The following is a 26,541-nucleotide window of genomic DNA, read 5'->3' as shown; positions in this document are numbered from 1 at the left end:
CCCTACCTACCTCCAGCCTCCTGCAACTGGGCATCGCCCTGCTGTTGCTGATCGGCGGTGCCGAACTGCTGGTTCGCGCAGCCCTGCGCCTGGCCCAGCGCCTGCACGTACGCCCGCTGATCATCGGCCTTAGCCTGGTGGCCTTCGGCAGCACTGCCCCGCAAATGACCGTGAGCCTGCAGGCCGCCTACCAGGGCGCGCCGGACGTGGCGGTGGGCAGCGTTATCGGCAGCAACATATTCAACGTATTGGTCATTCTCGGCCTGGCCGCACTGATCATCCCGCTGCGCGTGTCGCGGCAACTGGTGCGTCTGGACATTCCACTGATGATCGTCGCCAGCGGCCTGGTCTACGCGTTATCCGCCAACGGCCACCTGGGCCGGGCCGAAGGGGTGTTGCTGCTGACCGGACTGGTCGGCTACCTGGCAATGCTTTGGCACCAGTCGCGCCACTACGCCCGCACCTACCCCGCACCGACCACCATCACCAGCAGCGCCGGGCGCTTCTGGTCGGGCACGCTGTTGCAGGTGCTGGCCGGCCTGGGCCTGCTGAGCCTGGCGGGTCACTTGTTGCTGGAAGCCGCCGTGGAGGTGGCCACCGACCTGGGCCTGTCCGAGCGCATCATCGGCCTGACCGTCGTTGCCATTTGCACCTCCCTGCCGGAACTGGCCGCTGCGCTGATCGCCGCCCTGCGCGGTGAGCGGGAAATCGCCGTGGGCACAGTGATCGGCAGCAACCTGTTCAACCTGCTGGCCGTGCTGGGCCTGACCGCGCTGGTCACTCCCGAGCCGCTGTCGATCTCGCCCAACGCCTTGGCCTTCGATCTGCCGGTAATGCTGGGTGTTGCTGCGCTGAGCCTGCCGGTGTTCTATTCCGGCTACCGCATCACTCGCGCCGAAGGCCTGGTGTTCCTCTGCCTGTACCTGGCCTATGGGCTGCACGTGGCGGCATTTACCATGGGCATGCCACTGGCCGGCCGCCTGGAGCGGTTGATGCTGTTCTACGTACTGCCGGTGCTCGCCATGGTGTTGCTGTACACCACCGCACGAGCCTGGCGCCGCCAACACTAAGGAAAACAACATGGCTGATAGCAAGAAAACCGGCGAACAGATTCGGCGGCAGGTGATGGGCGATGCGTTCGTCGACCGCGCCCTGGGCAATGCCACCGACTTTACCCAGCCGCTGCAGGACTTCGTCAACGAACATGCCTGGGGCAGCGTGTGGGCCCGCGATGGGCTGCCGTTGAAAACCCGCAGCCTGATTACCCTGGCCACGCTGACCGCACTCAAGTGCCCGCAGGAGCTCAAGGGGCATGTGCGCGGGGCGCTGAACAATGGCTGTACGGTGGAGGAAGTTCGCGAAGCGCTGCTGCATTGCGCGGTGTATGCAGGGGTGCCGGCGGCGATTGATGCGTTCCGTGCGGCACAGGAAGTGATCGACAGCTATCAAGGCTGACCCAGCCTTTTTCAGGCCCGGCCTCTTCGCGGGTAAACCCGCTCCCACAGGTACTGCACAGGTCTTAGAGCCTGTGGAATCCCTGTGGGAGCGGGCGTGCCCGCGAAGAGGCCGGTACTGTGTTACCTACCTGGTCTGGCGAGCCTTCTTCATCTTGAAGGCCACCCACAGCACCAGGATCCACCCCGGAATCAGCATCACCGAGATGCGAATCGGCGGGGTCAGGTACATCACCACCAGGATCAGCACGATGAACGCCAGGCACAGGTAGTTGGTTATCGGGTGCCCCCAGCTCTTGTAGAACGGGGTAATCCCGGCCGCCAGCTTGGCCTTGCGGAACTTCAGGTGGGTGATGCTGATGCTCGCCCAGTTGATCACCAGCGCCGACACCGCCAGGGCCATCAGCAAACCAAAGGCTTCACCCGGCATCAGGTAGTTGATCAGTACGCATAGCCCGGTGGCAAAAGCCGACACACCCAGCGCGGTCAGCGGCACGCCGCTACGGCTTACCTTCAGCAACTGACGCGGTGCATCGCCCTGGCTGGCCAGGCCGAACAGCATGCGGCTGTTGGCGTACACGCAGCTGTTGTACACCGACAGCGCCGCCGTCAGCACCACGATATTGAGGATGGTCGCCACCAGGTCACTGTCCAGTTCATGGAAGATCATCACGAACGGGCTGCCACCCTGCACCACCTTCTGCCATGGGTACAGCGACAGCAGCACCGCCAGGGCACCGATATAGAAAATGAGGATACGGTACACCACCTGGTTGGTGGCCTTTGGGATGCTCTGACGCGGGTTGTCGGCCTCGGCGGCGGTGATGCCCACCAGCTCCAGGCCACCAAACGAGAACATGATCACTGCCAGTGCCATCACCAGGCCGGTGACGCCGTTGGGGAAGAAACCGCCGTACTGCCAGAGGTTGGCCACGCTGGCGTCCGGGCCGCCATGGCCGCTGGTCAGCAGCCAGGCGCCGAAGCCGATCATGCTGACGATGGCCACCACCTTGACCAGGGCGAACCAGAACTCCATCTCGCCGTAGACCTTAACCTGGGTGAGGTTGATCAGGTTGATCACCACGAAGAAGATCGCCGCCGTGGCCCAGGTCGGGAAGCCGGGCCACCAGTACTGCACGTAGATGCCCACCGCGGTAAGCTCGGCCATGCCGACCAGTACGTACACCACCCAGTAGTTCCAGCCCGAAACAAACCCGGCAAATTCGCTCCAGTACTGGTGGGCGAAGTGGCTGAAGCTTCCGGCCACGGGCTCTTCAACAACCATTTCACCGAGCTGGCGCATGATCAGGAAGGCCATCAGGCCGGCAATGGCGTAGCCCAGCAGGACGGAGGGGCCCGCCAACTGGATGGTCTGGGCAATGCCCAGGAACAACCCGGTACCGATGGCCCCGCCCAGCGCGATCAGCTGGATATGGCGATTCTTCAGCCCGCGCTGTAACCGCTCGGGCGTGCTCTGGTCTTGCATGAAGTGTCCTTTAGCTCAGTGAGGCTGTGTTTTTGTGTTGTTTGCAGTCAAGGATCTAGATCCATCCGCCCCACTGCAAGATGAAAATACCAATGTTGGTGGTGATCGCCGCCATTAGCGTGGTAATCACGATGATCGATGCAGCCAGCTCATGGTTGCCATTCGCCGCCCGCGCCATGACGTAGCTGGCAGCTGCAGTCGGGCTGCCGATGTACAGGAACAGGATGCCCAGCTCGGCGCCGCGGAAGCCGCATAGCCAGGCACCGAGGGTACCCAGCAGCGGTAGCCAGACCATCTTCACCAGGCTGGCGTCGATGGCCAGCCTGCCACTGTCGCGCAGTGCCGCCATCGACAGCGTGCCACCGATGCAGATCAGCGCCAGCGGCAGGGTCATCTGCGCCAGGTAATCGCCCGAGGTCAGCAGCCAGTTGGGCAGCGGCACCTGGCCGTAGGCCATGGGCGCGGCCACCAGCACACTGATGATCAGCGGGTTGCTGAAGATGCTCTTGCAGATGCTCCACGGGTCGGACTTCAGGTCCGGGCTGTAAACCGCCAGCACCACTGCCGACAACGAGTTGTACATGAGGATGACCAGGCCGGCGAGTACCGCCCCCAGGGAGATGCCGTAGTCGCCGTAGAGACTGGCGGCCAGGGCCAGGCCGATCACGCCGTTGTTCCCACGGAATGCGCCCTGGGTATAGATGCCCCGGTCGGCCAGCGGGCTGCGCCAGATGGCCATGCCCCAGGCAATGGCGAAGCCGGCCAGGGTGGCGACGATGAAATAGAGAAGGACGCCGGGTTTGACCGCCGTGGCCAGGTCGGCGTGGTAGATGCCGAGGAACAGCAACGCCGGCATGCACACGTTGAACACCAGTTGCGAGGCTACGCGGTTGAAATTGTCGTCGATCAGGCGGATACGTTTGAGCAGCACGCCCATGAACAGCATGGCGAAGACCGGGGCCGTGATGTTCAACGTCTGGATAAGAAGGGCGAGCATGCGCAAGCGATCCTGGAAGGGTTGCCGTTAGGGGGCTAATGATACGCCAACGGCCGGGACTTGCGGGGATCGCGGGGTGATAAAGAGAAGTTTCTGGCAGTTACGGCCCTTTCGCGGGTAAACCCGCTCCTACAGGTACTGCACAGGTCTGGAGGCCTGTGAACACCTGTAGGAGCGGGTTTACCCGCGAAGAGGCCGGCACTGCCAGTACTGAATCAGCGCCGAACCGGGCGCTTCTGCAGTTTGCGCTGCAAGGTCCGACGGTGCATGCCCAGCGCCCGCGCGGTGGCCGAGATATTGCCCTCGTGCTCGTTCAGCACGCGCTGGATATGCTCCCACTGCAGGCGGTCGACCGACATCGGGTTTTCCGGCACCAGGCTGTCCAGGTCGGTGTGCTCTGACAGCAACGCAGCCAGCACATCATCGGCATCGGCCGGCTTGCACAGGTAGTTGCAGGCACCGCGCTTGACCGCTTCCACCGCAGTGGCAATGCTCGAGTAACCGGTCAGGATCACCACGCGCATTTCCGGGTCCAGCTCCAGCAGCTTGGGCAGCAGCACCAGGCCGGAGTCGCCTTCCATCTTCAGGTCCAGCGTGGCGTAGTCCGGCAGGTCCTGCTGGGCCAGGATCAACCCTTCTTCGGCAGAGCTGGCGGTACTGACGCGGAAACCGCGGCGGCTCATGGCCCGGGCCATGACCCGGGTGAAGGTGGCATCGTCATCCACCAGCAGCAGGTGCGGCAGCTCTTCGCCTTCGACCTGGTTTTCTTCGCTCATCATTCATCTCCTCGCTTGCCATAGGGCAGGCGCAGTTCGGTCAGGGTGCCACCCTGTTCATGACTATAGAGTTTCACCGAACCGCCCGCACGGGTCACGCTGGCCTTGCTCAAGAACAGGCCCAGGCCGAAGCCTTTGCCCTTGGTGGTAATGAAGGGTTTGCCGATGGCCTCGGCGATCGCCGGCGGTACGCCAGGGCCGTGGTCACGGATGCTGATGACGATGTCATGGGTGTCCCAGTCCAGGCGCACTTCAAGGTCGTCGGGGCAGGCATCGGCGGCATTGTTCAACAGGTTCAACAACGCTTGGGTCAGGTCCGGCGGCGGGGTCAGGCGCGGCACCTGGCCGTCGCGCAAGCGCTGGAAGCGGTAGCTGGCTTCCGGGCGCATCAGGTGCCAACGGTTGAGCGCTTCGTCCAGCCAGGCCGTGACATCCTGCTCCACCACGGCCAGGCGGCGGTTGGCTTCGGCGGCGCGTACCAGCTGTTGCAGGGTTTCCTTGCACAGCTTCACCTGGTCCTGAAGGATCTGCAGGTCTTCCTGCAGCAAGGGGTCGGCGTGGTCCTGGCGCATTTCGTTCAGCAGCACGCTCATGGTCGCCAACGGTGTGCCCAGCTCATGGGCGGCACCGGCGGCCTGGGTGGCCACGGCCAGCAGCTGCTCGTCGCGCAGGCTTTCTTCACGCCGCTCGGAACGCAGTTGCTCCTGGCGGCGCAGCTCTTCGGCCATGCGTGCGGCAAAGAAGGTGATCACCGCCGCGGCCAGGGCAATACTCAGCCACATGCCATACACCTGCATCTTGTCCCGCGCCATCGGCAGGCCTTCGAGCGGGTAGAACTGCACCAGCAGCAGGCTGTAGGCGGTCAGGGCAATGCCGGACAGGATCAGCGAATACAGCCACGGCAAGGTAACTGCGGCAATCGCCAGCGGCACCAGGTAATACGAAACGAACGGGTTGGTCGAACCGCCGGAGTAGTACAGCAAGGCACTGTGGATCAGCAGGTCGCAGGCCAGTTGCAGGGCATATTCCAGCTCGGTGACTGGCAGCGACAGGCGCAGGCGCAGAGCCGTGAAGGCGCACAGCAGCGAAGACAAGGCCAAGGTGCCGGCCAGCGACAGCCAGGGCAAAGGCAGCAGTTCGGTCCAGTAGGCGACGCCCACGGAGCCGGCCTGGGCAGCCAGGACCAGGACCCGAATGACGGTCAGGCGCCAGAGGTTCTGGCGAGTAGCAGACAGCGGTTGTACGGCGGCGAGCATGAGCTCTCCTGATGAGTGCTCCAGAAAAATCGGCTGGAGTATACCGAAGCCAGGCGCCTCGCTGCAGCGATGCGGCAAAGCGCCACACTTTGTCACAGGTTCATGATGGCACTTTTGAACCCACTACACTGTTGCCGGTCTGATGGGCCATGCGTGGAATGGATGGCCACAACCCACGCCTTATATTGCCAAGGAGTACCACATGCAAATCCCACGTCGCGGCACCGCCCTGATCCTGTCCTGCGGCCTGCTCGCCAGCCTGCCGGCGCTGGCTGCCGATGAGCCGCGCTACAATCAGGTCTCGCTGCGTGCCGAGGTCAGCAAGGAAGTGGCGCGCGACCTGATGGTCGTTACCCTGTACAGCGAAGCGCAGAACACCGACCCGGGCAAGCTCGCCAAGCAGATCACCGAGACCATGAACAAGGCCGTACAGCAGTCGCGCCAGGTCAAGGACGTGAAGATCAGCCAGGGTAGCCGCAACAGCTACCCGGTATATGACAGCAAGGGCCAGAAGATCACCGGCTGGCGCGAGCGCGCCGAGTTGCGCCTGGAAAGCGCCAACTTCCCTGCCCTGTCGCAACTGACCGCCGACTTGCTGCAAGAGCTGAAGATGGGGGGCATGGACTTCTCCATCGCCCCGGCCACGCGCAAGGCCAGCGAGGATGCACTGCTCAAGGATGCGGTGGATGCCTTCAAGGCACGCGCGCAACTGGCTACCGAGGCACTGGGTGGCAAGGGCTACAAGGTGGTCAGCCTGAACCTCAACAGCAGCGGTTACCCGCGCCCTTACCTGCGCAGTGCGCCGATGGCGATGAAGGCCATGGGGGCTGATGAGTCGGCACCGGCGCCGGATATCGAGGCAGGGACCAGTGAAGTGAGCATGAATGCCGATGGCCTGATCGAAGTGCAGATGCCTTGAGTTCGCCGGGGGCGCATTGCGCCCCTATCGCCGGCAAGCCAGCTCCCACAGATACACCACAGGTTTCAGCCCTTGTGTTGTACCTGTGGGGCTGGCTTGCCGGCGATGAGGTCAGTCGAAAAAGCGCAGATTCAGACATTTCCTACGCACCAATAAGGTGCTTCCTACGCCAACCCCGCCTCGAAATATCCCGCAAAAAGCCATCATTTTGCCTACGCAAACGTTTAACTTCTTCGAAAGTTATATCAATGCGACATCCATGTACGCCCGTACCACTTTTCTGGCGCCAACTATCCCTCCGCATATTGCATTGGGAACACCCCCTGCATAAGTATCCGCAGGTCGGCTCACGAGGCCACCTCAATCGAAAAATGACAACAATGAGGCCACCATGCTCAAACACGCAGTCATTCCGTTCCTGCTAGGCGCAGGCTTGCTCTCCGGCGCACCGTCGGCCCTCGCAGCGTCCAACCTGGTGTTCTGCTCCGAAGGCAGCCCGGCCGGCTTCGACCCGGGCCAATACACCACAGGGACTGACTTTGACGCCTCGGCCGAGACCGTGTTCAACCGCTTGACCCAGTTCGAACGTGGCGGCACGGCAGTCATCCCGGGTCTGGCAACCAAGTGGGAAGTCTCCGACGACGGAAAGACCTACACCTTCCACCTGCGCGAAGGGGTCAAGTTCCACACCACCGACTACTTCAAGCCCACCCGCAACTTCAACGCCGATGACGTGCTGTTCACCTTCAACCGCATGCTCGACAAGGACCACCCGTTCCGCAAGGCCTACCCCACCGAGTTCCCATACTTCACCGACATGGGCATGGACAAGAACATCGCCAAGCTGGAAAAGCTCGACGAACATACCGTCAGGTTCACCCTCAACGAAGTCGACGCCGCATTCATTCAGAACCTGGCCATGAGCTTCGCCTCGATCCAGTCCGCCGAATACGCCGACCAGTTGCTCAAGGACGGCAAGGCCGCCGACATCAACCAGAAGCCGATCGGCACTGGCCCGTTCGTATTCAGCAAGTACCAGAAGGACGCGCAGATCCGCTTCAAGGGCAACAAGGACTACTGGCAACCTGATGACGTGAAGATCGACAACCTGATCTTCGCCATCACCACCGACGCCTCTGTGCGCATGCAGAAGCTGAAGAAGAACGAGTGCCAGGTCACCCTGTTCCCGCGCCCTGCCGACATCCAGCCGCTGAAACAGGACCCCAAGCTGCAGATGCCGCAGCAAGCCGGTTTCAACCTCGGCTACATCGCCTACAACGTGATGGACAAGGTCAAGGGCAGCAACGAGCCCAACCCGCTGGCCCAGCTGAAAGTCCGCGAGGCGCTGGACATGGGCGTGGACAAGAAAAAGATCATCGAGTCGGTCTACCAGGGCGCCGGCCAACTGGCGGTCAACGCCATGCCCCCGACCCAGTGGTCCTATGACGACAGCATCAAGGACGCGCCATTCGACCCTGAAAAAGCCAAGCAACTGCTCAAGGAAGCCGGCATCAAGGAAGGCACCGAAATCACCCTGTGGGCGATGCCCGTGCAACGCCCGTACAACCCCAATGCCAAGCTGATGGCCGAGATGCTGCAATCCGACTGGGCCAAGGTCGGCATCAAGGCCAAGATCGTCAGCTATGAATGGGGCGAGTACATCAAGCGCTCCAAAGGCGGCGAACAGGGCGCCATGCTGATCGGCTGGAGCGGTGACAACGGTGACCCGGACAACTGGCTGGGCACCCTGTACGGATGCGACGCCATGAACGGCAACAACTTCTCCAAATGGTGCTACAAGCCCTACGACGACCTGATCAAGCAGGCCAAGGCCACTTCCGACCAGGCCAAGCGCACCGAGTTGTATCAGCAGGCACAGCACATCCTCAAGGAGCAGGTGCCGATCACCCCGATCGCCCACTCCACCGTGTACCAGCCCATGAGCGCCAAGGTGAAGGACTTCAAGATCAGCCCGTTCGCGCTGAACTCCTTCTACGGCGTCAGCGTGGACAAATAGGCTAGCCAAGGCACCCGCCGAGCGGCGGGTGCCCCGCCAACCTCGTCCCCCTCCATGTCGTCCCGCCGCCATCCGCAGCGGGGTCGGCGACCTGTTGCCGCCATTCTTACCCCGAGGCGGCGCAAACAGACGTAAAAGGACTTGCCATGCGCCATACCACCCGAGTTTCCGCCCTGCTGGCCCTGGGCCTGATCAGCCAATCGCCGGCCCTGCTGGCCAACAATCTGGTGTTCTGCTCCGAAGGTAGCCCCGCCGGCTTCGACACCGCCCAGTACACCAGCGCCACCGACAATGACGCCGCCGAACCGATCTACAACCGCCTGGTCGAGTTCGAACGCGGCGGCACTGCCGTGCACCCTGCCCTGGCGACCCGCTGGGAGGTGTCCGAAGATGGCCTGCGCTACACCTTCCACCTGCGCGAAGGGGTGAAGTTCCACAGCAACAAGGCCTTTGCACCGAGCCGCGACTTCAACGCCGACGACGTGCTGTTCACCTTCAACCGCATGCTCGACAAGAACCACCCGTTCCGCCAGGCCTACCCGACCGAGTTCCCCTATTTCATCAGCATGGGCCTGGACAAGAACATCGCCCGTGTCGAAAAGACCGGTCCACTGACCGTGGTGTTCACCCTGAACAAGGTCGATGCCGCGTTCATCCAGAACCTGGCCATGAGCTTCGCCTCGATCCTCTCTGCCGAATACGCCGAACAGTTGATGACCAGCGGGCGCCCCAGCGACATCAACCAGCAACCGATCGGCACCGGCCCGTTCGTGTTCCAGCGTTATCAGAAGGATTCGCAGATCCGCTACAAGGGCAACAAGGCCTATTGGTCACCGCAGGACGTGAAGATCGACAACCTGGTGTTCTCGATCAACATCGACCCTTCGGTGCGCATCCAGAAGCTGCGCCGCAACGAATGCCAGGTCACCCTGAACCCGCGCCCCGCAGACCTCCCGGCGCTCAAGACCGACAGCAAACTGCAGGTGCTGCAACAGCCTGGCTTCAACCTCGGCTATATCGCCTACAACACTCAACACCCACCGTTCGACCGGTTGGAAGTGCGCCAGGCAATGGATATGGCAGTGAACAAGCAGGCGATCATCCAGGCTGTGTATCAGGATTCCGGCCAGCTGGCAGTCAACGCCATGCCGCCAACCCAGTGGTCCTATGACGACAGCATCAACGACGCCCCCTTCGATCCGGAAAAGGCCAAACAGCTACTGCAGCAGGCCGGAGTCAAGCCGGGCACCGAGATCACCCTGTGGGCCATGCCGGTGCAGCGCCCGTACAACCCAAACGCCAAGCTGATGGCGGAAATGCTCCAGGCCGACTGGAGCAAGCTCGGCTTCAAGGTGCGCATTGTCAGCTATGAATGGGGCGAGTACCTCAAGCGCATGAAAAGCGGCGAGCACGATATTGCCCTGATCGGCTGGACCGGGGACAACGGCGACCCGGACAACTGGCTGGGCACCCTCTACAACTGCGATGCCATCGGCAGCAACAACTACTCGCTGTGGTGCGATCCGCAGTACGACAGCCTGGTCAAGCAGGCCAAGCAGGTCACCGACCGCGCGCAGCGCACCGCCCTGTACCAGCAGGCCCAGCAGCGGCTCAAGCAACAGGTGCCGATTACCCCGGTGGCACATTCAACGGTCAACCAACCGCTGAGCATCAAGGTTTCCGAATTCAAGGTCAGCCCTTTCGGGCGCAACGATTTTTCCGGTGTGAGTGTTGATTGATCTTTAACCCTCAAGGGCCTCTTCGCGGGTAAACCCGCTCCCACAGGTACGGCGCACATGCCGAAACCTGTGGTGCCCCTGTGGGAGCGGGTTTACCCGCGAAAGGGCCGGCACAGCCAACACAACGCCCCGATTCTGCCCGGTGACCCCGGGCAACCCTGGCAACACCGCAGCAAGAAGCCCGGCCCACAAGGTCAGGCAATAACTAGAAGAACAGAAAGGGAGCTTTAACCTTGAGACTATTCACCTTGACCGCACTGGCGTTATCCATCAGTGCCTTATCCACCGTGACCCAGGCCGACCCGCAAAGCCAGGAATACGTGCCCATCACACTAAAAGGCAGCAGCGAGCAGGAGCAGGCCAGCGGCTTCGTCGACGGCCAGAGCCTGTCCGGCAGCACCCGCAACTGGTACGCCCGCGAGCGCGCCACACGCGCCCCGCTGTGGAAGTACTACAAGAGCGACGGCACCCGCCACGACACCCACAGCCGCGAGAACTGGGTGCAGGGCACCATCCTCAACTACAGTTCCGGTTTCACCCAGGGTACCGTCGGCTTCGCCGTCGAAGCCGCCGGTTACAATGCCATCGCCCTGCTGCAGAACCGCGAGGACGTCGCCGGCCCCAACAACCGCACCCTGACCCACAGCGACGGCGACCCGGTCGGCCAGTGGAGCAAGATGGGCCTGGCCAACGTCAAGGCGCGGGTGTCCAACACCACGCTCACCGTCGGCCGCCAATCGGTGGACACGCCGATGATCGCCTACATCGGCAACCGCGCTCTGCCCTCGAGCTTCCAGGGCGCGTTCCTGCACAGCGCCGAATTCGACAACCTGAGCTTCGACCTGGGCACCTTCGACCGCGTCTCGCCACGTACCGAACAGAGCCTCAGCAAGTTCCGCACCGAGTACAGCGCCACTGGCGTGGAGACCGACCGCGCCAGCACCGCCGGCATCAACTATCAGCCGTTCAAGAGCCTGAGCACCAGCCTGTACGCCACCAAGGTCGACGACTTCTGGAACCAGTACTACTTCGGCGCCAACCATGTGCTCGGTGATAGTGCGGTGCTAAGCCTGAGCACCGGCCTGAACTACTACAAGACCGTCGACGCAGGCAGCAAGAAGATGGGCGAGATCGACAACGACACCTACAGCCTGTCGTTCGGCCTGACCCACCAGGCCCACACCCTCAGCGCCTCCTGGCAGCAGGTCAACGGCAACGAGTACTTCGACTACCTGCACGAAACCAACGGCATCTACCTGGCCAACTCGCTGCTGTCGGACTTCAACGGCCCCAACGAGAAATCGCTGCAGATTTCCTACGTGCTGAACATGGCGCCGTACGGCGTGCCGGGCCTGAAGTTCAACCTGTACAACGCCCGCGGCTGGGGCATCGATGGTACCCATTACCGCGGTACCGCCTACGACGTGAACGGCCTGGATGGCGAAACCCACTACGAGTGGGGCTTCGGCACCAGCTACGCGGTACAGAGCGGGCCATTGAAAGACACCAGCATCCGTGCCACCTACACCGCGCACCGCGCCAGCAAGGCCCAGGGCGATGGCAGCCTGGATGAGTTCCGGGTGGTTACCACCATTCCATTCAACATTCTCTGACCGCCGGCGCCACGGCCTGCTTCGCTGCGGGCCGTGGCGGCTACGCTGGAATCAATGCAAGCAGGGAGTCCACCCATGCAGAGAGCTTTCATGAAATCGCTACCGCTACGCCTCGCCCTGGCAGCGCTGGTACTGGGCAGCGCCACGCAGCTGGCGGCCAAGCCGCTGGTAGTGTGCACCGAGGCCAGCCCGGAAGGGTTCGACGTTGTCCAGTACACTACGGGGGTCACCTTCGATGCCACCTCCGAAGCGCTGTTCAACCGCCTGGTCGACTTCAAGCCTGGCACCACCGACGTCCAGCCGGCCCTGGCCGAACGCTGGGACATCGCACCGGACGGCCTGACCTACACCTTCCACCTGCGCCAAGGGGTGAAGTTCCACAAGACCGACTACTTCACGCCCACTCGCGAATTCAATGCCGATGACGTGCTGTGGAGCCTGCGCCGTCAGCTCGACCCGGCGCACCCGTGGCACGACAAGACCAGCGTCGGCTACCCGTACTTCGAAAGCATGTCCTTCAAAAGCCTGCTCAAGTCGGTGGACAAGACCGATGACCACACCGTGGTGATCACCCTCACTCGCCCGGAAGCACCGTTCCTGCGGGACATGGCCATGGGCTTCACCTCGATCTACTCCGCCGAATACGGCGACCAGTTGCTCAAGGCCGGCAAGACCGCCGAGCTGAACAGCAAGCCGATCGGCACCGGCCCGTTCATCTTCCAGCGTTACAACAAGGACGCCCAGGTCCGCTTCAAACCCAACCCGGACTACTTCCGCGGCAAGCCCCCGGCCGACGCCCTGATATTCGCCATCGCCACCGACAGCAACGTGCGCCTGCAAAAGCTGCGCGCCAACGAATGCCAGGTGGCGCTATACCCCAAACCGGAGGACGTGCCGACGATCAAGGCCGACCCCAAGCTCAAGGTCGCCGAGACCGAAGCGCTGGTTACCGGCTATATCGCCATGAACACCCAGCACAAGTACCTCAGCGATGTGCGCGTGCGCAAAGCCATCAACATGGCCTTTGACCGCCAGACACACGTCGACCAGCTGTTTGGCAAGGACAACGCGCTGGTGGGCGTGAACCCATACCCGCCGACCATGCTCGGTTACAACACCACCAACCAGAACCCGCCTCGGGACCTGGCCAAGGCCCGCGCCCTGCTCAAGGAAGCTGGCGTACCGGAAGGTACCGTGATCACCCTGTTCACCCGCAACGGCGGCGGCATGACCAACCCCAACCCACGCCTGTCCGCCGAGATGCTGCAGGCCGACCTGAAACAGGTCGGCCTGCAGCTGGATATCCGCGTGATGGAGTGGGCCGAAATGCTGCGTCGTGCCAAGAACGGCGAAGCCGACCTGGTCTCCACCGGCTGGGCAGGCGACAACGGTGACCCGGACAACTTCCTCACCCCGCTGCTGAGCTGCGAGGCCGCCAAGAACGGCGAGAACTACGCCCGCTGGTGCAATCAGCAGTTCCAGGAACTCATCACGCGTGCACGGCAGATGACGGATGACAATGAGCGCCGATGGGTCTATGCCGAGGCTTTAAGGGTGTACGATGACGACCAACCCTGGATCAGCATGGCCCACCCCAAGGTGTTCGCCGCCATGCGTGACAACGTGGAGGGCTACGTGATCAGCCCTCTGGCCAACAACAACTTCGCCACCACCAAGGTGAAGTAGAACAACAACGACCGCCGGCAACCCACACGGGGACCGGCGGCACCCCGTAGCGTGCTGCTAGCCGCACGGCCTGATGAGGTAACCCAGACAATGTTGAGCTTTATTGCCCGGCGCCTTGGCCTGCTGATACCGACCTTTTTCGGTATCACCTTGCTGACCTTCGCGCTCATACGCCTGATCCCCGGCGACCCGGTGGAAGTGATGATGGGCGAGCGCAGGGTCGACCCTGAAATGCATGCCCAGGCCATGGAGCGCCTGGGCCTGAACAAGCCGCTGCCGGTCCAGTACCTGGACTACGTCGGCAAGCTGGCCCAGGGTGACCTCGGTGAATCGCTGCGCACCCGCGAGAGCGTGTGGAGCGAGTTCCTCACCCTGTTCCCGGCCACCCTGGAACTGGCCTTTGCCGCCCTGTTGTTCGCAGGCATCGTCGGCCTGCTGGCAGGGGTGATCGCTGCGCTCAAGCGCGGATCGCTGTTCGACCACGGGGTAATGGGCATTTCCCTGGCCGGTTACTCGATGCCGATCTTCTGGTGGGGCCTGATCCTGATCATGTTCTTCTCGGTAAGCCTGGGCTGGACCCCGGTGTCCGGGCGCATCGACCTGCTCTACGACATCGAGCCGAAGACCGGCTTCATGCTCATCGACACCCTGCTAAGCGACGAGGAAGGCGCGTTCAAGGACGCGGTGATGCACCTGATCCTGCCGGCCATCGTGCTCGGCACCATCCCGCTGGCGGTGATTGCCCGCATGACCCGCTCGTCGATGCTCGAAGTGCTGCGCGAGGACTACATCCGCACCGCCCGCGCCAAAGGCCTGTCGCCGGCCCGCGTGGTGTTCGTGCACGGCCTGCGCAACGCGCTGATCCCGGTACTGACCGTATTCGGCCTGCAGGTCGGCACATTGCTGGCCGGTGCGGTGCTGACCGAAACCATCTTTTCCTGGCCGGGCATCGGCAAGTGGCTGATCGAAGCCATCGGTGCCCGTGACTACCCCGTGGTCCAGAACGGCATCCTGTTGATCGCCTGCCTGGTGATCCTGGTCAACTTCGTCGTGGATATCCTCTACGGCCTGGCCAACCCACGCATCCGTCATCAGCGCTGAGGCCTTCGCCATGACTAGCCCGATTCCGAAATCCGTCACACCGGTCAGCCCGGTGGACCAGAGCCTGCTCTACCCCTCGCCATACAAAGAATTCTGGCAAGCCTTCGCTCGCAACAAAGGTGCGGTGATGGGCCTGGCCTTCATGTGCCTGGTGGTGTTCTGCGCGCTGTTCGCGCCATGGGTCGCCCCGCACGACCCGAGCGAGCAGTACCGCGAATTCCTGCTGACCCCACCGGTGTGGCTCGAAGGTGGCAGCTGGCAGTTCATCCTCGGCACCGACGAGCTGGGCCGCGACCTGCTTTCGCGGCTGATCCAGGGCGCGCGGCTTTCGCTGCTGATCGGCCTGTCGTCGGTGGTGATGTCGCTGATCCCTGGCATCCTGCTGGGCCTGCTGGCCGGTTTCTTCCCGCAACTGCTCGGCCCGTCGATCATGCGCCTGATGGACGTGATGCTCGCCCTGCCCTCGCTGCTGCTGGCGGTGGCCATCGTCGCCATCCTCGGCCCAGGCCTGATCAACACCGTGATCGCCATCGCCATCGTGTCGTTGCCATCCTACGTGCGCCTGACCCGCGCCGCCGTGATGGGCGAGCTGAACCGCGACTACGTCACCGCCGCACGCCTGGCTGGTGCCGGGCTGCCACGGCTGATGTTCGTCACCGTGCTGCCCAACTGCATGGCACCGCTGATCGTGCAGGCCACCCTCAGCTTCTCCTCGGCCATCCTCGACGCCGCCGCCCTGGGCTTCCTTGGCCTTGGCGTACAGCCGCCGACCCCGGAGTGGGGCACCATGCTGGCTTCGGCCCGTGACTACATCGAGCGCGCCTGGTGGGTGGTGAGCCTGCCCGGCCTGACCATTCTGCTCAGTGTGCTGGCAATCAACCTGATGGGCGACGGCCTGCGCGATGCGCTGGACCCGAAACTCAAGAACGCCGCCTGAGGAGAACGCCATGTCACTGTTGCAGATCAACAACCTGAACGTGCGCTTCGGCGACACCAATGCGGTACCGGTGGTCGATGGCCTGGACCTGACGGTGGAAGCCGGCGAGATCCTGGCCATCGTCGGCGAATCCGGCTCGGGCAAGTCCGTGACCATGATGGCCCTGATGGGCCTGATCGACGCGCCCGGGCGCATCACCGCCGACTCGCTCACCTTCGACGGCACCGACATGCTCAAGCTCAGCGGTCGCCAGCGACGCAAAGTGGTGGGCAAGGACATCGCCATGGTTTTCCAGGACCCGATGACCGCGCTCAACCCCAGCTACACCGTGGGCTACCAGATCGAGGAAGTGCTGCGCCAGCATCTGGGCCTGAAGGGCAAGGCCGCGCGCCAGCGTGCCCTGGAGCTGCTGAAGAAGGTCGAGATCCCGGCTGCGGAAAGCCGCCTGGACGCCTACCCGCACCAGCTGTCCGGCGGCATGAGCCAGCGCGTGGCGATTGCCATGGCGATTGCTGGCGAACCCAAGCTGCTGATTGCCGACGAACCCACCACTGCGCTGGACGTGACCATCCAGGCGCAGATCATGGAGCTGCTGGTCAACCTGCAGAAGGAGCGCAACATGGCGCTCATCCTGATCACCCACGACCTCGCCGTGGTCGCCGAAACGGCCAGGCGGGTGTGCGTGATGTACGCCGGCCAGGCCGTGGAAGTGGGCCAGGTGCCGGAGCTGTTCGACGTGCCCGCCCACCCCTACAGCGAAGCGTTGCTGGCGGCGATCCCCGAGCACAGCATTGGTGCCGAACGCCTGGCCACCCTGCCCGGCATCGTCCCCGGCCGCTACGACCGCCCCGTGGGTTGCCTGCTGTCACCGCGCTGCCCGTACGTGCAGGACAACTGCCGGCGCCAGCGCCCGCCCCTCGATCCCCAGGCCCATGGCCTGGTGCGTTGCTTCTACCCGCTGAACCAGGAGGTGGCGTGATGGCCGTCGTTCTATCCGCCCGGGAGCTGACCCGGCATTACGAAGTCTCCCGCGGGCTGTTCAAGGGCCACGCCCTGGTCCGCGCGCTGAATGGCGTGTCGTTCGAACTGGAGGCCGGCAAGACCCTGGCCGTGGTCGGCGAGTCCGGCTGCGGCAAGTCGACCCTGGCCCGCGCCCTGACTCTGATCGAAGAGCCGTCGTCCGGCTCGCTGCAAATTGCCGGCACCGAAGTGAAAGGCGCCAGCAAGAGCGAGCGCAAGCAACTGCGCCGCGACGTGCAGATGGTGTTCCAGAGCCCCTACGCCTCGCTCAACCCACGGCAGAAGATTGGTGACCAGCTGGCCGAGCCGCTGCTGATCAACACCTCGCTGAGCAAGGCCGAGCGGCGAGAAAAGGTGCAGAAGATGATGGAACAGGTCGGGCTGCGCCCCGAGCATTACCAGCGTTACCCGCACATGTTCTCCGGTGGCCAGCGCCAACGTATTGCCCTGGCACGGGCAATGATGCTGCAGCCCAAGGTGCTGGTGGCGGACGAGCCGACCTCGGCGCTGGACGTATCGATCCAGGCCCAGGTGCTGAACCTGTTCATGGATTTGCAGAAGGAGTTCAACACTGCCTACGTGTTCATCTCGCACAACCTGGCGGTGGTGCGGCATGTGGCCGATCAGGTGCTGGTGATGTACCTCGGCCGACCGGCGGAGATGGGGCCCAAAGAAGATATCTACGAAAGGCCGTTGCACCCGTATACCCAGGCGCTGCTGTCGGCGACGCCGGCGATTCACCCGGACCCTTTGAAGCCGAAGATCCGCATTGCCGGGGAGTTGCCCAACCCGCTGAACCCGCCGGATGGGTGTGCGTTTCACAAGCGCTGCCCGTATGCGACCGAGCGGTGTGCCAAGGAGGTGCCAGCGTTGCGGCAGGTGAGTACCCGGCAGGTGGCTTGTCACTATGCCGAGCAATTTCTCTAATCTTGTGAGGTGATACGCGAAGGGGACGAGAAAGCCGATGAGGCTGCCGGGGTGGTGTTGAACTGCTACGGGCTTCGGTCCCCTTCATCGAAACGCTGATAAGGAATGATGCGTTACTGAGCGGTGTGCAACTGCTCCAGCAGCTACGACTTTTCTGACAGACGCCTCTGAAGTTCAAGAAAATACAGACTTCGGGCATAAAGCCCCTCCCCGCCCTACAGCCCGGAACACTCCTGAGGCATGGCTTTATGACACTACGCCAAACCGGGCATAGCCCTTGTCGTACTTGGCTTTCGCATCGTTGACAGAGCGGCGCACGGGTCTATTTACTTGGCACCTTTCACGGAAGATTACACGGCAACTGGATTGAATATTTACCGTGCATTTCAGGGAGCTGCCCATGATCATGGATCCGCTCGGCCGGGTCGCACGTTGTCCCGTATTTGGCGAACAGGAGTAACCTCTCATGTTCGAAGCGGCCAGGTTCGGCGACGAAATATCACATACCGGCGCATTGGGCGGCTTCCTGCTGGGCGCTGCCCTGGGTATCGCACTGGTGGCCACGGTGGCCATCGCCACCTTCACCTGCGGGTTAGGCGTGGCTTTGCTGGCCGGCATCGCGGCAGGTCTCGGGGGCAGCTTGCTGACCGCTGCCGGCGAGGCACTGGGCAGTCTGTTCTCATCCCCCTCAGGGACGATAACGACTGCCTCACCCAACGTGTTCATCAACAGCCGCAAGGCCGCCCGCGTCGAAAAAAGCATCGGCGCCTGCGACAAGCACCCGGGCCCGGTGCAGATCGCCGAAGGCTCGACCAATGTCTTCATCAATGGCGTCGCGGCGGCGCGCAAGGGCGACAAGCTGACCTGCGGCGCGACCATTTCCGGGGGTTCGAACAACGTCTTCATCGGCGGTGGCACTTACCGCTACCTGCCCGTGGATGACGAAGTCCCGGAGTGGCTGCGCACCACCGTGGATGTGCTGATGGCGATTGCTGGCGCAGCCAGTGGCCTTGCGAATGTGCTCAAGATGGGTACCCAGGCCGGTATGAAGGCCGCCCTACCTTGTGCCCTGAAATTCACGGCCGGCTTCATTGCTGGCGAAGTGGCCGCCCGCTACATGGTCGAGCCTGTGGCACGCAGGGTGTTGGGTGGACTGGTTGGCAACCCGGTCGACCTCACCACCGGTCGCAAACTGATCCCCGATGAAATTGACTTCAGCCTCCCGGGCTTGATGCCGATCGAGTGGTCACGTTTCTACGCCAGCGACCTTACCGTCGACAGCGTGCTCGGGCGCGGCTGGGTGCTGCCCTGGGAGCAAAGCCTGCGTCGGCGGGGCTCATTCATTTACCTCACCGACAACCAAGGCCGCAAAGTTCCGTTCGTGACCCTGCAACCGGGCGAACGGATCTACAACCCGCACGAGCAGGTGTACCTGGTATGCACCGAGGGCGGCCACTACATCCTGCAAACGCGGGACAACCTGTTCTTCTACTTCGGCGAAGTGCCAGACACCAACACCGAAGTGCCGCTGCAGCGCATCGAGAACGTTCTCGGTCACTTCCTGCATTTCACCCGCACGCCTGACGGTACGCTGACCGACATCAGCGCCACCGGCGGTACCCGCGTGCACCTGCACTACGACCACCCGCTGGGCCGCCTGACCGACATCAAACGCGTGGTGAACGACCAGGCGGTCGAAACGCTCACCCAGTACCGCTACGATGAACACGGCCAGCTGAGCGCGGTGATCAACCGCAACGGCCACACCGTGCGCAGTTTCAGCTACGCCGAAGGCCTGATGGTGACCCACAGCAACGCGCTGGGCCTGGGCTGCCATTACCGCTGGGAAACCCTCGGCGGCCAGCCGCGGGTGGTCGAGCACTGGACCACCGATGGCGAACGCTTCCACTTCCGCTACGACCTCGATGCCCGCACCAGCTGGGCCACCGACGTGCTCGGCCGCGAGCTGGAAGTGCAGTACAACCCCGACCACCGGGTGATCGCCAGCCGCGACTACGGCGGCGAACGCTACGCCACCGAGCTGGACGACAATGGCAACATGGTCGACCTGACCTTGGCGGACGGTAACCGCCTGCAATTCAAGTACGACGAATTCTCCCGTCTGCTCGAAGAAACCGACCCGCAGGGCCGCAAGACCACCTACGAATATCACCACCTGACCACGCTGGTGACCCAGGTCAGTTACCCGGATGGCAGCACCTGGCGTGCGCGCTACGACGCCAAGGGCAACCTGCTCGCCGAATTCGATGCCCTGGGTCAAATGACCGAATACCTGAACAGCGACGACGGCCTGCCGCACACCATCATCGACGCGACCTACAAGTCCAAGTACCTGTGGTGGAACACCTTGGCCCAGGTCGAGCGTTACCAGGATTGTTCGGGCAAGAACACCTGGTACCGCTACGACGAACGCCAGCACCTCGTCGCGGTAACCGATGCGCTGAACCAGACCACCACGCTGGAGCGCAAGCCCGACGGTGAGGTGCTGCGCATCAGCCATCCCGACGGCACGGCGGAAACTTTCACCTACAACGACCTTGGTCAGGTGCTCGACCACACCGATGGCAAAGGCCAGATCACCCGCCTGCTACGCACTTCCCGTGGTTTGCCGAGTAACCGCCGGGACCCGAAAGGAGGTGTGGTTCGTTACGAGTACGACAAGGCTTGGCGCCTGACCGGGTTGGTGAACGAGAACAACGCCACGTACCGCTTTGCCTACGACGCCTCGGATCGGCTGATTGAAGAGGTGCGGATCGATAACCTGACCCGGCGTTTCAGCTACAACCTCGGCGGCCATCTGACCCGGCTGGATGAGATTGGCTATGGCGAAAATGCCGAGCGGCCGGAGCGTCATACGCTGTTCGAGCGTGACACCATGGCCGGTTGGTCGCCAAGATCAACCGTGATGCGCGCCAGACATTCGTGTACGACGACGGCGACCGGTTGCTGAGCATCGAGCGGCAACCGACCGGGATCGGCAAGCAGCTTGGGATCAGCGAAGAAAAGCTGGAGTACACCTACGATCTGCTGGGGCGGCTGACCAAAGAAATCACCCCCGACGGCACGCTCGGCTACGAGTACGATCCGCTCGGCAACCTGACCACGCTGACCCTGCCGGATGGTCGCAAGGTCAACCACCTGTACTACGGCAGCGGGCACCTGCACCAGCTGAACCTGGACGGTCAGGTGATCAGCGATATGGAGCGCGACGACCTGCACCGCGAGGTGTACCGGACCCAGGGCAAGCTCACCAGCTGCTTCGGTTATGACGCGATGGGGCGCAAGGCCTGGCAGTTTGCCTCGACTTTGCCGGCCGACAAGCTCTCGCAGGTGCACAACACCGGGATCAATACCTCGTTGCTGGTGGAGCATGCGTATAACCCGATCCACCGTCGCTATCAGTACGACCCGGCGGGTGAACTGGTGCGCACGCTGGACAAGCTGCGTGGCGAGATCAAGTACGAATACGAAGCTAACGGGCAGTTGCGCCGCCGTGATACCGGCTCGCTCGTGGGCAGCGAGGAGTTCCGCTACGACGCGGCGGCCAACCGGCTGGACTTCAATGCGCGGCAGTTCGACAAGGTCAAGGACAACCGGATCAAACAGTGGCGGGATCAGGAGTACCGCTACGATCCGTGGGGCAATCTGATCGAAAAATGCTCGGAATATGGCAACCGGTTGCAGCGCTTCGGTTATGACGGTGAAAACCGGCTGGTGCGGGCGGAGACATGGGTCAATGGCAAGCTGGAGAGTGCCGGGCACTACCGTTATGACAGCCTGGGGCGGCGGGTGGCCAAGCTGGCTGAGATCAATGGGCAGGTCGAGCAGAAGCGCTTCCTCTGGCAAGGGCTGAGAATGCTGCGGGAGGAGACGCCGGGGCAGAGCATCCTGTACCTGTATGAGCCGGGCAGCTATGCGCCGTTGGCGCGGGTCGATCAGGCGGAAGGGGAAGAGCAGAAGGTCTATTACTTCCATACTGACCAGATTGGTACGCCGCTTGAGGTCACGGACAGTGACGGTAAGATCGTCTGGCAGGCGACGTATCGCTCGTGGGGTGCAATAGAGAGTCTGCCCATCAATGAGATCGAGCAGAGTCTGCGTTTCCAAGGTCAGTACTTTGATAGCGAAACGGGACTGCACTACAACACGTTCCGCTACTATGATTCGGAGGTCGGTAAATATATATCGCATGACCCAATAGGCTTGTTAGGCGGAATAAACTTATATCAATATGCGCCGAACCCTGTTAGCTGGCTGGATCCTTTGGGATGGATTACTTATAACACGATGCCTGCGATAGATGGTTTCCAGAAGCATCATATTATCCCGCAGCAGCTATCTAATCATGCGGCCATGCAGGCGGGTGAGGTGAATATTCATAAGCTGCCCAATATTATTTATCTGCCTAAGTATGAGGAGAACCATCCGGTGCGAACGGTGCATCGTGGCTCTCACGCGCAATATAATTCGGCCGTAGAGAAGAAACTGGATATTATTCACGAATACGGCAAGAAAAATGGCTGGACCAAAGCGGACTACCAGAAGGCTATTCACGGAGTCATGCTTGATGAGAGAAAAGGTCTGCGTGCAGGTAAAACGATGCTGAATAAAAACTCTGTTCGGGGAGCGACTTGTGGCTAAAAATTTTATACTTTCTATTTCAGATGACTATCCTGAAAGTTATTGGCTGAAGACAAAGATGTTGTCTGGTGAGGATTCTGGGATTTTCAAAGAGTGCGTGGTTGTAAGCAAGGATATAAAAGTCTGTTTCGAGGGATCGAAAAGGGTCAGTACTTCCAAGCTCCTTAGCTATGATTTTTTTTTCAGTGACGGGCCCAATTTGATTTCGCCGCGACTCTACGAACTAATGAGGAAAGAAAGTATTTCTGGTGTTCAGTTTGTGGATGCGGATCTACTGATAGGTGAGGCTTCCTATACTGGTTACAAGATATTCAATATTATAGGTAAATCACCATCCTTTAACTTGAAAGAATCTGTTAGTGAGCCGTTACTTAGCTATATGCCATATGGTCCGAGGTGGTTCAGCAAGATAGTTTTGGATAATGAGGCGGTGCTTTCTAGTGATGTCGTTAGGGCTGAAGAGGACAGCCCTACGATTGTGGTGACTGCTCGCGTCAAGTCTGTTTTTGAGAATGGCTTGGTCCGCGGGGTGCAGTTTAAGGATTAGATGCCTGTGCCGTCGAGTTTTCCCGAGAGTTATTTTCTGCGTAAATTTTTTGTTGTACGACTTTGATGGCGTAATCTTTAACAGTTAAAATGGACTGGCTCTGCCAAAGTGCTGGCGGAGCCAAATATTTTTAGGGCAAATACGGCCAGCGCAACCCGCACGAGCAGGTGTATCTGGTGTGCACCGAGGGCGGCCACTACATCCTGCAAACGCGGGACAACCTGTTCTTCTACTTCGGCGAAGTGCCAGACACCAACACCGAAGTGCCGCTGCAACGCATCGAGAACGTTCTCGGTCACTTCCTGCATTTCACCCGCACGCCTGACGGTACGCTGACCGACATCAGCGCCACCGGCGGTACCCGCGTGCACCTGCACTACGACCACCCGCTGGGCCGCCTGACCGACATCAAGCGCGTGGTGAACGACCAAGGGACCGCAATCTTCTGTAGGAGCGGCCTGGTGTCGCGATGGGCCGCAAAGCGGCCCCACAATTTCAATGCATGAAGAACCAGATCAGGATAATCACCGGAATCGGCACCCCAATCATCCAGAGCAGTATCGAGCGCATGGCCTTTCTCCTTGTTCGATGTTGAACAGACCGGTGCACTCGCCATGCCATCCCTTTCAAAAAATCAGTCTCAACAAAATCAACGACTTACGCCCCAGACCGCTTGGCAGAACCGTGCAATATGCCGGATCCGCCCCCTTGCAGCTGGGTGTTCTGCAATGCACTATCAGGCTCATGACCGCCACCACCCTCCGCGACAGCCCCGAGCAGACCCCGCTCACCGCCGACACCGTGCTGCGCTACCACCTGTGCTGGAAGCACCGCGACCTCGACGGCATCATGGCGCTCTACCACCCCGACATTCAGTACCACGACTTCTTCCAGAACCGCGTGCTCGGCTACCAGGAACTGCGCGACTACGTGCGCGCCTGCCTGCCCCATGAAGCTGGCGAAGATATCGTGCACAGCGACCGCATCCGCGTCGATGGCTGTACCGCGTTCATCCAGTACCAGGTCACGGTGCAGGGCGGCGATGGCCTGGTGGCGTTCCAGTCCAGCGAGGCGATTACCGTCAAGGACGGCCTGATCTGGCAGGTCAACGAATATGCCACGCTGGTCCGCCGCAACGGCAGCGGCCACGCCAGCAGTGGCCCACGCCCGGCCACCAGCCGCCTGGGCCTGTCGCCGAGGCAGTTGTCGACCATGGCCCAGGACCTGGAACACTACTTCCAGCGCCAGCGCCCCTACCTGGACCCGGAACTGGACCTGCAGCAGGTGGCCGACGCCAGCGGCTACAGCCGCAACCAGATCTCCTACCTGCTCAACCAGGTGCTCGGGCAAAGCTTCTACCGCTACGTCAACCAGGCCCGCCTGCAGCACCTGATGGCCAGCCTCGACGACGACAGCATCGAGGCCACGATCGACGAACTGGCGTTCAATGCCGGTTTCAACTCGTTGTCGGCGTTCTACAAGTGTTTCCGCGAACACACCGGGCTTACGCCCAAGGCGTACCTGAAGCAAATTTCCCTGCGTGCACGCACGTAGGACAGCCGCCCGCCGACACCACTAGGATCGCCCACAGACCTTGACGGATGTGGAGCCGAACCCGATGCAACCCTTGCGCACGCTCAGCCTGTGGATGGACCAGCTCGACGAGCCGTTGTGCGCCCGCCCGGCCCTGCGCGAGGACCTGGACGCGGATGTATGCATCATCGGCGCAGGCTACACCGGCCTGTGGACCGCCTACTACCTCAAGCGCCAGGCGCCACAGTTGAACATCGCGGTAATCGACGCCAACATCGCTGGCTTCGGCGCCTCGGGGCGCAACGGCGGCTGGCTGATGGGCAACCTGCTCGGCGAAGACCGGCTGCTGGCCACCCTGTCACCGCAACAGCGCCGCGCCAGCATCGACCTGCTGCATGGCATTCCCGATGAAGTACACCGCGTACTGCATCGCGAGAGCATCGACTGCGACTACCGCAAAGGCGGCGTGCTGTACTGCGCCGCGCGCTACCCGGAACAGGAGCGCAGCCTGCGCGCCTACCTCGACGACCTTTATCGCCAAGGCATGACCGAGGACGACTACCGCTGGCTGCGCCCCGAACAGCTTGACGCCCAGTTGCGGGTCAGCAACGCCTATGGCGCCATCTACAGCCCGCACACCGCAACCATCCAGCCCGCCAAGCTGGCGCGTGGCCTGGCCCGGGCGGTAGAAGCGCTTGGCGTGACAATCTACGAAAACACACCCGCCCTCGACTGGCACCCCGGTGAGGTGAGTACCCCGTTGGCGCGCATCCGTTGCCAATGGACGGTACCCGCCGTGGAGGGCTACGCCGTCAGCCTGCCGCCGCTGGGCAGACATCAGTTGCCGGTACAGAGCCTGCTGGTGGCCACCGAACCACTACCGGAGGCCACCTGGGAACAGATCGGCCTGAACCAGGGCCAGGCCTTCAGCGAGAGCAGCCGGCAGGTCACTTACGGCCAGCGTACCGCCGACGACCGCCTGGTATTCGGCGCCCGTGGCGGCTACCGCTTCGGTGGCCGCCTGCGCGAAAACTTCAACCTCGACGAACAGGAAATCGAGCTGCGCCGCTACCTGTTCAGCGAGTTGTTCCCACAGTTGAAGCACGCACGCATCACCCATTCCTGGGGCGGCAACCTGGGCATGGCGCGGCGCTTCCGCCCGCACATGCTCTGCGACCGTCAACGCGGCATCGCCCTGGCGGGCGGCTACGGCGGCGAAGGCGTCGGCGCCACCAACCTGGGCGGGCGCACCCTGGCTGCGCTGATCCTCAACCAGCACAACGAACTGACCGCGCAACCCTGGGTGCTCGACAACCGCCCGCTTTCAAGCCTGGCCAGCTGGCCACCCGAGCCCTGCCGATGGCTGGGCTACAACGCGATCATCCAGAGCTTCGTCCACGAGGACCGGACCCTCGCCAACCCCGCCAGTGCGCCCTGGAGGCGGCGCCTTGCCAGCAATCTTGCGGACTTCATGGAAGGCTTCATGCGCTGATTTTTCCCCCTCACTGACACAGGATTTACCGGTCATGAGCATCACCCATTTCAAGAACACCGACAGCGCCGTGCTCGACAGCTCCAACCCGGTCGCGGTGCCGCTTGGCGACCCCGTTGCAGTGACTTCGGTCACCTGCGTGGAACGCAGCGACGGCGTCGAAACCGGCATCTGGGAGTGCACCCCCGGGCGCTGGCGGCGGCAGATCGTGCAGCAGGAGTTCTGCCATTTCATCAAGGGCCGCTGCACCTTCACTCCCGACGGTGGCGAGCCCCTGCTCATAGAAGCCGGAGACGCACTGATGCTACCGGCCAACAGCACGGGCACCTGGGACATCCAGGAGACCGTGCGCAAGACCTACGTTCTTGTCTTCTGATCC

19 protein-coding genes and 2 pseudogenes are annotated in these 26,541 nt (G+C 62.1%); 17 read left to right on the top strand and 4 right to left on the bottom strand.

The annotated features are described in order from the left end of the window. Positions 1–26 precede the first annotated feature (26 nt). The gene (locus tag WM94_RS19655; RefSeq protein WP_061551948.1) at positions 27–1,070 is read left to right on the top strand and encodes a calcium/sodium antiporter; all 1,044 of its coding nucleotides are present in this window, start codon (positions 27–29) and stop codon (positions 1,068–1,070) included. Positions 1,071–1,080: 10 nt separating this feature from the next. Further along, positions 1,081–1,455, top strand: a complete 375-nt coding sequence (locus tag WM94_RS19650; protein ID WP_061551947.1) for a carboxymuconolactone decarboxylase family protein — start codon at positions 1,081–1,083, stop codon at positions 1,453–1,455. Positions 1,456–1,581: 126 nt separating this feature from the next. Here WM94_RS19650 and WM94_RS19645 read toward each other — a convergent pair whose 3' ends face one another. The 4 genes from WM94_RS19645 to WM94_RS19630 form a co-directional block, all read right to left on the bottom strand. Continuing rightward, on the bottom strand, positions 1,582–2,940 hold the full coding sequence (locus tag WM94_RS19645; protein ID WP_061551946.1) for an amino acid permease: 1,359 nt from the start codon (positions 2,938–2,940) through the stop codon (positions 1,582–1,584). Between the two features lie 55 nt (positions 2,941–2,995). After that, positions 2,996–3,937 (bottom strand): AEC family transporter, encoded by a 942-nt coding sequence (locus WM94_RS19640; protein ID WP_061551945.1) that lies wholly within the window; start codon positions 3,935–3,937, stop codon positions 2,996–2,998. A 215-nt stretch (positions 3,938–4,152) separates the two neighbouring features. Then, complete coding sequence (locus WM94_RS19635) at positions 4,153–4,713, bottom strand: response regulator transcription factor (protein WP_015269045.1); 561 nt, start codon at positions 4,711–4,713, stop codon at positions 4,153–4,155. Further along, entirely contained in the window at positions 4,713–5,969 is a 1,257-nt protein-coding gene (locus WM94_RS19630; protein ID WP_003257889.1) for an ATP-binding protein, read from the bottom strand. The genes WM94_RS19635 and WM94_RS19630 overlap by 1 nt, the downstream gene beginning before the upstream one ends. A gap of 202 nt (positions 5,970–6,171) precedes the next feature. Here WM94_RS19630 and WM94_RS19625 point away from each other — a divergent pair, with 202 nt between their 5' ends. The 15 genes and pseudogenes from WM94_RS19625 to WM94_RS19555 all read left to right on the top strand — a co-directional run bounded on the left by WM94_RS19625 (position 6,172) and on the right by WM94_RS19555 (position 26,538). Next, entirely contained in the window at positions 6,172–6,888 is a 717-nt protein-coding gene (locus WM94_RS19625; RefSeq protein ID WP_015269044.1) for an SIMPL domain-containing protein, read from the top strand. A gap of 391 nt (positions 6,889–7,279) precedes the next feature. After that, a complete protein-coding gene (locus tag WM94_RS19620; RefSeq protein WP_061551944.1) occupies positions 7,280–8,905 on the top strand; it encodes an ABC transporter substrate-binding protein in 1,626 nt (541 codons plus the stop codon). Positions 8,906–9,051: 146 nt separating this feature from the next. Continuing rightward, positions 9,052–10,644, top strand: a complete 1,593-nt coding sequence (locus WM94_RS19615; protein WP_061551943.1) for an ABC transporter substrate-binding protein — start codon at positions 9,052–9,054, stop codon at positions 10,642–10,644. Between the two features lie 233 nt (positions 10,645–10,877). Then, positions 10,878–12,257, top strand: coding sequence for an OprD family porin (locus tag WM94_RS19610; RefSeq protein ID WP_061551942.1), 1,380 nt, complete (start codon positions 10,878–10,880; stop codon positions 12,255–12,257). 75 nt (positions 12,258–12,332) lie between these two features. Further along, on the top strand, positions 12,333–13,943 hold the full coding sequence (locus WM94_RS19605; RefSeq protein WP_177342418.1) for an ABC transporter substrate-binding protein: 1,611 nt from the start codon (positions 12,333–12,335) through the stop codon (positions 13,941–13,943). 90 nt (positions 13,944–14,033) lie between these two features. Continuing rightward, positions 14,034–15,044: an ABC transporter permease subunit gene (locus WM94_RS19600; RefSeq protein ID WP_012316108.1), complete on the top strand. Its 1,011-nt coding sequence runs from the start codon at positions 14,034–14,036 to the stop codon at positions 15,042–15,044. A gap of 10 nt (positions 15,045–15,054) precedes the next feature. After that, on the top strand, positions 15,055–15,981 hold the full coding sequence (locus WM94_RS19595; protein ID WP_025337799.1) for an ABC transporter permease subunit: 927 nt from the start codon (positions 15,055–15,057) through the stop codon (positions 15,979–15,981). 10 nt (positions 15,982–15,991) lie between these two features. Continuing rightward, positions 15,992–16,960, top strand: a complete 969-nt coding sequence (locus WM94_RS19590; protein WP_054573153.1) for an ABC transporter ATP-binding protein — start codon at positions 15,992–15,994, stop codon at positions 16,958–16,960. Next, complete coding sequence (locus tag WM94_RS19585) at positions 16,960–17,928, top strand: peptide ABC transporter ATP-binding protein (protein WP_024086321.1); 969 nt, start codon at positions 16,960–16,962, stop codon at positions 17,926–17,928. The genes WM94_RS19590 and WM94_RS19585 overlap by 1 nt, the downstream gene beginning before the upstream one ends. A gap of 466 nt (positions 17,929–18,394) precedes the next feature. Next, a pseudogene (locus WM94_RS30505) lies at positions 18,395–22,590 on the top strand (RHS repeat-associated core domain-containing protein). Beyond that, complete coding sequence (locus WM94_RS19575; protein WP_256207028.1) at positions 22,583–23,137, top strand: hypothetical protein; 555 nt, start codon at positions 22,583–22,585, stop codon at positions 23,135–23,137. The pseudogene WM94_RS30505 and the gene WM94_RS19575 overlap by 8 nt, the downstream one beginning before the upstream one ends. A gap of 143 nt (positions 23,138–23,280) precedes the next feature. Next, positions 23,281–23,568, top strand: a pseudogene (locus WM94_RS19570) (hypothetical protein); the annotation flags it as partial. Between the two features lie 313 nt (positions 23,569–23,881). Then, a complete protein-coding gene (locus tag WM94_RS19565) occupies positions 23,882–24,691 on the top strand; it encodes a nuclear transport factor 2 family protein (RefSeq protein WP_061551938.1) in 810 nt (269 codons plus the stop codon). A 64-nt stretch (positions 24,692–24,755) separates the two neighbouring features. Continuing rightward, positions 24,756–26,162, top strand: coding sequence for an FAD-binding oxidoreductase (locus tag WM94_RS19560; RefSeq protein WP_061551937.1), 1,407 nt, complete (start codon positions 24,756–24,758; stop codon positions 26,160–26,162). 34 nt (positions 26,163–26,196) lie between these two features. Further along, entirely contained in the window at positions 26,197–26,538 is a 342-nt protein-coding gene (locus WM94_RS19555; protein WP_061551936.1) for a cupin domain-containing protein, read from the top strand. The last annotated feature ends 3 nt before the right edge of the window (positions 26,539–26,541 follow it).

Origin of the sequence: Pseudomonas sp. ABFPK, from assembly GCF_001586765.1 — a bacterium.
Taxonomy (GTDB): Bacteria; Pseudomonadota; Gammaproteobacteria; order Pseudomonadales; family Pseudomonadaceae; genus Aquipseudomonas; species Aquipseudomonas asiatica.
This window is presented reverse-complemented; position numbering and strand designations above follow the sequence as displayed.